This window comes from Paraburkholderia caffeinilytica, assembly GCF_046030355.1.
GTDB lineage: Bacteria > Pseudomonadota > Gammaproteobacteria > Burkholderiales > Burkholderiaceae > Paraburkholderia > Paraburkholderia caffeinilytica_B.
The window spans coordinates 80536-86791 of record NZ_JAQQCQ010000031.1; the positions used below are offsets into that span (position 1 = coordinate 80536).

The window sequence follows — 6256 nt, forward strand, 5'->3', positions numbered from 1 at the left end:
GTGGCAATAGGCGTGCGGCTGCTCAAGCCGCGCGCTGCGCGCGCGCTTCCTTGAATTGCCGCTCGATCGCCGCGCCGAAGCGCTCCACGGGCTGTTGCAATTTACCCAGCACGCGCGGATGCACGAGCCAGATATCGATGAGCGGCTTGAAGTCGTTGATCGATACGATATCGAGTGCGTTCGCGTGAGCGCTGGCCTGCAGCAGCGGTAACGGCACGAGGCCGAGGCCGTTGCCGTCAGCGACGAGCTGCAATTGCAGTTCGGTGCCGAGCGTTTCCAGATTGAGCTTGAGCGCGAGTCCGAGACCCGTCAGCGCGCGTTGCAGGCCATCGCGAAAGCCACATCCATCCGGATTCAACACCCACCCGATCGACTGGCATTCCGCCAGTGTATGCGCGCGCTTTTTCAGCATGCCTTTCTGCGCGACCACCGCCAGTTTGACGCGGCCAAGCGAGCGGGCCGACAAGGTCTCGCCGAAGGTCTTGTTGCTCGGCAGCAGGATCGCGGCGGCGTCGAGTTCACCCTGCTCGACGCGTTGCAGAAGCTGGCTGCCCCAACCGGTCGACGCCCGCGCTTGCAGATCCGGATAAGCCGACTTGAGGCCACGCATCGCATCGGTCAGCGCGATATCGGCAATGGTCTGCGCGACGCCGAGGCGTAGCGTGCCGACCGGCGGCGTGTCGGTGGCGACGATCTCGCGCAGCACGTCGAGTTCGCGCTGAATCACGCGGCATTGTTCATAGACGATGCGGCCCGTTGCAGTCGCCTTGAGCGGACGCGTATTGCGGTCGAGCAGTTCGACGCCGAGCGCCTCTTCGAAATTCTGCAGGCGGCGCGTGATTGCCGGTTGCGTGAGCCCGAGTGAGAGCGCCGCCTGTTGCAACGACTGACAGCGGATGGCGGTGACGTAGGCGTCGATTTCGTCGATCTTCATGGTGAGCGGTGACTTGATGAGTGCGCAACGGCGCGCAAGATTCGTGCGTTCGATGATACCCGTATCGACGTGCGCGCACGCCCCGCCGCGCAAGAAAATTCGCATATTTGCTTAGCAGAATAATGCGTTTGTCTTATACAGAGGTGTGCCTTATCGTCGATGACACATCATTCCGAATGCCACGACGTAATCGCAACCATGACGACTTCCCGTTCTTCGTTCTCCGTTTCATCCGTCTTGCAACGTGCGTTGCTCAAACCGCTCGGCGCGGCAGTGCTTGCACTGTGCGCGTCCGTTTGCACAACGCAGTCTTATGCAGCGGATTTGCCTGTGCTAAAAGTCGGCGACCAGTCCTTGCAAACACGCGGCATTCTCGAAGCATCCGGACAACTGAAGGATCTGCCGTACAAGATCGAGTGGTTCAATTTTCCCGCCGCGCAGCCGCTCGGCGAAGCGCTGAATGCCGGCGCGGTGGATGTCGGCGGGCTGGGCGATGCGCCCCTCGTGTTCGCGCTCGCAGCCGGTGCGCGAGTCCGTGCGGTCGCGGCAACCCGATCGAATCCGCTGGATCTGGCGATCGTTGTCGGCGCGCAATCACCGTTGAACGACGCTGCGAGCCTGAAGGGTAAGCGCATTGCCACGACGCGCGGTTCGATCGGCCACTATCTCGCGCTTGCCGCGCTGAAGAAGGCCAATGTGCCGGTCGCCGACGTCACCTTTGTGTTCCTCGCCCCCGCCGATGCGAAGGCGGCGCTGGCCTCGGGCAGCGTCGACGCATGGTCGGTGTGGGACCCCTACACCGCACTCAGCGAGGCACGCGATCACGATCGCATCATCGCCAACGGCGTAGGCCTGTCCGAAGGGCTCAGTTATCAGGTCGCAACCGAACGCGCGATCGCGGACAAGCGTGCGCAACTTGCCGACTTCCTGCGACGCGTGGCGATTGGCCAGCGCTGGGCGCTGTCGCATCCCGACGAAGTGGCGGCGATGCAGTCGAAAGTCACGGGTCTGCCGACCGATGTGCTGAAAACCGTCTATCAGCGCGGCCAGGTGCATCCGGTGACGATCGACGACAGCGTCGTCGCCGCGCAGCAGCGTACCGCCGATACGTATGAAGCCGCTAACGTGATTCGTGCGCATCTCGACGTGCGCACGAGCTTCGACCGCAGCTTCCCGTTGCCTTGATGCGGCTTGCCGGAGTCCTCCTATGAACGCCCCGATTGCCGAAAGCGCGGTGACGCGCCGTCATCCGCCGCTCGATAGCGATGCGTTCGACGCATTGCTCGCACGGCTCACGAGCGAGTTTGTTGCCGGTGCGGCTCACTATGACCGCACGGCGGAATTTCCGCACGCCAACCTGGCGCGCCTGCACGAATTCGATCTACTCTCGTTGACGGTGCCCGCCTCGCTTGGCGGCGCGGGGGCGAGCTTGCCGCAGGCCTTGAAAGTGGTGCGCGCGGTGGCGCGCGGCGAGCCGTCCACGGCGTTGGTTCTGGTGATGCAGTACCTGTTTCATCATCGTTTGCAGGGCAACCCGCATTGGCCTGTCGAATTGCGTGAACGTGTGGCCCGCGACGCGGTGCACGAGGGCGCGCTGATCAACTCGCTGCGCGTCGAACCCGAGCTGGGCACGCCGGCACGCGGCGGCTTGCCATCGACTATCGCGAAGCGCAGCGCCGACGGCTGGATCATCGACGGCAGCAAGCTCTATTCGACCGGCAGCCCCGGCCTCACGTGGCTCGCGGTGTGGGCGCGCAGCGATGAGACGCCGCCGCGCGTTGGCGTGTGGCTGGTGCGTCGGGACACGCCGGGCGTGCGAGTTGGCAGCGCGTGGAATCATCTCGGCATGCGCGCCACGGGCAGTCACGAACTCGTGTTCGACAATGTGTTTGTGCCGGCGGCTCATGCGGTTGACGTCCATTTGCCCGGCGAGCCGGGTGCCGGGCTCGATGCACTTGGCTTCGCGTGGATGAGCGTGTTGTTGTCGGCGGTCTATGACGGCGTCGCACGGGCGGCGCGCGACTGGTTCGCGCAATGGGCCGCTGAACGCACGCCCGGTAATCTCGGCGCGCCGCTCGCGAGCCTGCCCGCGTTTCAGCAGACGCTCGGCCGCATCGACGCACTGCTGTTCAGCAATCGCGTGTTACTCGATGCCGGCGCGCATGCTGAACACGTGACACTCGACGAAGCGCCGCTCGTCAAATACACGGTGACGAATCAGGCCATCGAGGCGGTGCAACTGGCCGTCGAGGCGAGCGGCAATCCTGGCCTGAGCCGGGACAATGCGCTCGAACGTCATTATCGCGACGTGCTGTGCGCGCGGATTCATACGCTGCAGAACGATTCGGTGTTGGAGGGGGCAGGGCGTGCTGGTTTTGCTGCGTTTGTCCGCGCGTAGGAAATTGCGCTACCTTTGCGCAAGCCGGGCGCACTGCCGCTGATACGACACATACCGTCGCGATGCTGTACGCGTGAATTTACACGCGGCAGAATGATTCGGTGCTGCAGCGAGGGTGCGGGTTTCACTGCGAATGTCGGCGCATAAGGAGAACTGTGCAAGCGTCGCACCAACCGGGCGCGGCGCTTGCACGACTCACTGCAAATCCTCTGCCGATTCGGTGTAAACGCGCTCTCGTTTTAATTCGCCAATCCGTTTAGATTAGCTGCACTTGGAAGGCTTATCGAGGGACCAGGGCGGCCAAACAAGCAGCGGTTCGTCATTCCGGCGAGGGCGCGAGGTCAGAGGCCAAGGTCTCTGACCGCTTCGCCCGGGACCGGACCGCTGCGCGTCGTCCCGATACTGCGTTTCAGGCGGCTGTTTGGCCGCTGTTTATTTCCGGTTTGACCGTATCGACCGACTCGGCGACGCTTTGCACAGCGTCGCCTTTTTGCTTGTGGCGACGGTTTTTTGGGGCTGCCGCGGGTTTTCGCCCCTTTTACCGTGCCTGCTGCAACACGTTTTGCGGCCTTCGCCTTCGGGCATGCGCTTGCCAGCATCTTCCTGCAAGTTTTTCTACGGCCTTGCCGCGCCATCGCATCCCACCGTCAATCACGCTGCATGTCCATGGCCTCAGCCGCGTTGCCGCCCTCGCTCGCGGTTTTTTCCGGGCGCGGTTATCCTGTAGTACATCATACACAACGGGATGCGCGCGGATTGCCGCGTCGCACCCGTACAGGAACTTGCTGTGAGCCTCAAACTGCTTACCGTCGCCTTGCTGGCTGCATGCGTTGCACTGGCCGGCTGCGACGACCAACAGAGCGACCGTGCCGTGCAAAAACTCAAGGAATTCTTCAACGCCGTCAAGCCGGACGCGTTGTTGCTCAAGAACATGACGCCGGGCGTCACGACGGAGGCGCAGATTCGCGATCAGATGGGCAAGCCGGAAACCGAGCGCACATTCACCGATGGCTCAAAACGCTTCGAATATCCGCGTGGCCCGCAAGGACTGAACACGTACATGGTCGACATCGACCGTGACGGCAAACTGCAAGCTATCACGCAGGTGCTGACCGCCGACAACTTCGGGAAAATTCGCATCGGCATGAGCGAAGACGAAGTGCGCCGCCTGCTTGGCAAGCCTGGGCAGATCGCCGTATTTCCGCTCAAACCGGAAACCGTATGGAGCTGGAAGTGGCGTGAGGGCGGCGTGACCGTAGAAGGCATTTTCAACGTGCATTTCGATCAATATCAGAAGGTATATACGACATCTCGCTCGGACGTGATACGCGGGCGATAGCCGAAAAACGGCGGGGAAACACATGATACGTCGACGTCAATACAGCCGGATCGGGCTGGTGTTGGGAGGCGGTGCCGCACGGGGCTGGGCGCATATCGGCGCGATTCGCGCGTTGCATGATGCGGGCATCAGGCCGGATGTCGTGTGCGGCACGTCGATTGGCGCGCTGGTGGGCGCGATCTACGCGAACGGCGACCTCGACTGGCTGGAGGAGTGGGTCTCGCGGCTCACCTGGCAGACGGTGGTGCGGCTGCTCGATTTGCGTTTTTCGGGCGGCTTGCTCGGCGGGCGTAAGGTGATCCAGATATTCGCGGATAAATTCGACGGCCGTTCGATCGCGCAGTTGAACATGCCGTTCGCGGCGGTGGCCACCGAACTCGACACGGGCCGCGAGAGCTGGTTGCAGGACGGCAGCGTGGTCGACGCGGTGCGCGCCTCGATAGCGATTCCGGGGATTTTCACGCCGGTGTTTCACAACGGCGTGTGGCTGGTGGACGGCGGCTTGAGCAATCCGGTGCCGGTTTCGGTGGCGCGCGGCATGCGGGCGGACTGCGTGATCGCGATCGATCTGAACAACGATATTCTGAATGGCCGCGATTTCGGCGGCGCGGCGGTCGATACACCGGCGCTCGACCCGGATGCGCCGCCGCCGGTCGCGCTGCGGCGTAATGGGAAGCCCTGGCCGCGCTGGCTGGCACCCGCCGAAGGGCGCGCCTCCGATGATGTGCGCGTGGCGCCGGCGCCGAGTGCGCGCGTGCCATCGATGCTGAGCTCGATCGCGCAGAGCATCGACATCATGCAGGTGCGGATTTCGCGGAGCCGTCTTGCCGGTGAGCCGGCGGATATTTTGATTCAGCCCCGGCTGGGCGGGATGGGGATTTTTGATTTTCATCGCGCCGGGCCGGCGATCGAGGAGGGGCGCGCGGCGGTGGAGTTTATGTTGCCGGCGATTCGGGCGCGGTTGGGGGTTGAGTGAGGTTTTGGTTTTGATTTTGCCTGTGCGGCGCTTTTTTTCTGTGTGCTTGCGGTGTTGGGATTTTTTTTGGTTAATTGCCTGTGTGGCGCTTGTTGGCTGTGTGCCTCGGGCTTTGGCCTTTCCTTGAATTGCCAATGGTTTATTAGCGTTCGCCCCTGTGCGGGGCAGGCACTTACTTTCTTTGCCGCCGCAAAGAAAGATAAGCAAAGAAAGCGGCTCAAACCGCTAATGCTAAGCGGGCACCTTGGTTTTCCAAGGGTAGTGGTGCATCTGGAATCTGTGTTCTCGCACATTCGGCGCCAGTGACAAAGGCGTCATACTTCCGGCGGCGCTGCGCGCGCCGAAGCGTAGTTCATAAAACCAATCACCGTGTTTTAGCGCTCGTGTCCTAGCCCGAGACGGTGATTGGAGTACACCAACCTGGTGTTTGAATGGGGTTCCTAGAGGGGTGCGGAGGTGCGTCGCCGAGGCGCAGCCGATGGCACCCACAGACTGAACCGACGCTCCTGGTTTCCCTGGCAGACCCGTCCGCGACGCACGTAGTGCGGAGTGGGAGCTGATGATGGCTTTGTCACTGCGGTTGAATGTGCGAGGGCTCGGATTCCAGAT

Annotated in this window: 5 protein-coding genes; 4 read left to right on the top strand and 1 reads right to left on the bottom strand. The window is 62.6% G+C overall.

What is annotated here, in order from left to right; translation table 11 throughout:
• Window positions 1–22: 22 nt before the first annotated feature.
• Window positions 23–934 (bottom strand): LysR family transcriptional regulator, encoded by a 912-nt coding sequence (locus tag PQQ95_RS32610; protein WP_408445454.1) that lies wholly within the window; start codon window positions 932–934, stop codon window positions 23–25.
• Window positions 935–1132: 198 nt separating this feature from the next.
• Here PQQ95_RS32610 and PQQ95_RS32615 point away from each other — a divergent pair, with 198 nt between their 5' ends.
• From PQQ95_RS32615 to PQQ95_RS32630, 4 genes are all read left to right on the top strand, one after another.
• Window positions 1133–2119, top strand: coding sequence for an ABC transporter substrate-binding protein (locus tag PQQ95_RS32615; RefSeq protein ID WP_408445429.1), 987 nt, complete (start codon window positions 1133–1135; stop codon window positions 2117–2119).
• 22 nt (window positions 2120–2141) lie between these two features.
• Window positions 2142–3332 carry an acyl-CoA dehydrogenase family protein gene (locus tag PQQ95_RS32620; RefSeq protein WP_408445432.1) on the top strand — a complete coding sequence of 397 codons (1191 nt, stop codon included), beginning with the start codon at window positions 2142–2144 and terminating at the stop codon, window positions 3330–3332.
• 787 nt (window positions 3333–4119) lie between these two features.
• Complete coding sequence (locus PQQ95_RS32625; protein ID WP_408445434.1) at window positions 4120–4671, top strand: hypothetical protein; 552 nt, start codon at window positions 4120–4122, stop codon at window positions 4669–4671.
• 22 nt (window positions 4672–4693) lie between these two features.
• Complete coding sequence (locus tag PQQ95_RS32630; protein WP_408445437.1) at window positions 4694–5647, top strand: patatin-like phospholipase family protein; 954 nt, start codon at window positions 4694–4696, stop codon at window positions 5645–5647.
• Window positions 5648–6256: the final 609 nt, after the last annotated feature.

Excerpts from the sequence above, each read along its gene's own strand:
- PQQ95_RS32610 (WP_408445454.1), bottom strand. The coding sequence starts at position 934 with ATGAAGATCGACGAAATCGACGCCTACGTCACCGCCATCCGCTGTCAG.
- PQQ95_RS32615 (WP_408445429.1), top strand. The coding sequence starts at position 1,133 with ATGACGACTTCCCGTTCTTCGTTCTCCGTTTCATCCGTCTTGCAACGT.
- PQQ95_RS32620 (WP_408445432.1), top strand. The coding sequence starts at position 2,142 with ATGAACGCCCCGATTGCCGAAAGCGCGGTGACGCGCCGTCATCCGCCG.
- PQQ95_RS32630 (WP_408445437.1), top strand. The coding sequence starts at position 4,694 with ATGATACGTCGACGTCAATACAGCCGGATCGGGCTGGTGTTGGGAGGC.